The 1,149-nt window shown below is 47.5% G+C and carries 2 protein-coding genes; one reads left to right on the top strand and one right to left on the bottom strand.

Features of this window, described 5'->3' with window-relative positions; all coding sequences use genetic code 11:
• Nucleotides 1–532 (bottom strand): NAD(P)H-binding protein (locus tag R7Q38_RS24210; RefSeq protein ID WP_318114617.1); only part of this gene is annotated, 532 nt, incomplete at its 3' end.
• Between the two features lie 94 nt (nt 533–626).
• Between R7Q38_RS24210 and R7Q38_RS24205 the strand changes: the two genes are divergently transcribed.
• A partial coding sequence (locus R7Q38_RS24205; protein WP_318114616.1) for an MATE family efflux transporter occupies nt 627–1,149 on the top strand: 523 nt, incomplete at its 3' end.

The raw sequence follows: 1,149 nt of genomic DNA, 5'->3' as shown, positions 1-1,149 counted from the left end.
TTGAGTCGACCCATTTAGGCGCAATCAAAATAGGTAAGTTGTAGACAAAATCTCGCATGATCTCGAAAGCGGCGGAGCCAGGACCAATGATGACACCAGCACGTAACTCTGTCACCGGAACACCGGATTGTCGAATGATCTTTCCAGTGGCTTTACGAGCGGCTAAATGGCGCGAGTTTCCAGTTTGTGGCTGTATGGCACTTAAATAAATAACGTGTTTGACACGGCTTTGCTCCAATGCGTATTTAAAGTTCAAAGCAAGGTTCAATTCGTATTCAACAAAATCATCACCTTGTGCCATGCCGTGCACCAGAAAGAACACTAAATCAAAGTCATCAACTAATGAAAGTGTACTTTCTGCGTCCGCCAAGTCTAAGTAAGTCAGTGTAAGGTTGGGATGTGGGCTGGTCCTAGACTCCAAATAGTCAATATGTCGAGATGCTGCGGTTACGCTGTAGCCTTTGTCGAGCAGTTGAGGAAGAAGCTGAGAACCAATGTAACCAGAGGCACCTAATACCAACACCTTTTTCATTATCCGTCCTTTTATTGCTGGTGGAAAAATCACCGCTGGGTATAATCATGAGACACTTTCCCCATTCTATCAATAAGTTGTCGTTGGAGTGCTCGTGACTTTTCTATCTCAACTCTCAACTCACGCAGATAAAGCCTTTTTGCGTCGATTGTTCGCAATAGCACTTCCCATCACGCTGCAAAGCATTATGTTTTCCAGCCGAAGCCTAGTCGATGTATTGATGCTAGGGCAACTTGGTGAAGCCGAAATTGCCGCTGTGGGAGTCGCAGCTCGAGCGACGTTTGTTACCACCATCATGTTAGTTGGGGTGACCACGGGTGGCGCACTGCTTACCGCGCAGTACTGGGGAGCGGGAGACAAAATTGGCGTAAGACAAAGTACGTCGCTGACTTGGATGATTGCGATGGTGTTTGCCGCGCTGGCCGTTTGTTTATTCGTCTTTTTCCCGCAGCCAATCATGGGCTTGACCACGGATTCCCAAGAGGTGATTGAGCTTGGGTCAAGCTACTTGGTAATTTCATCAGCCAGTATGTTCGCAGTGGCGTGTGTTGCCAGTATGGCTGTGGGATTACGTGCTATGCATCAACCAGGGTTGAGTACTTTCTTTAGCGGCATCG

This window comes from Vibrio sp. Vb0598 (assembly GCF_033338935.1).
GTDB classification, from domain to species: Bacteria; Pseudomonadota; Gammaproteobacteria; order Enterobacterales; family Vibrionaceae; genus Vibrio; species Vibrio alginolyticus.
The sequence above is the reverse complement of the archived record's forward strand: the minus strand, read 5'-3'. Positions and strand labels throughout refer to the sequence as shown.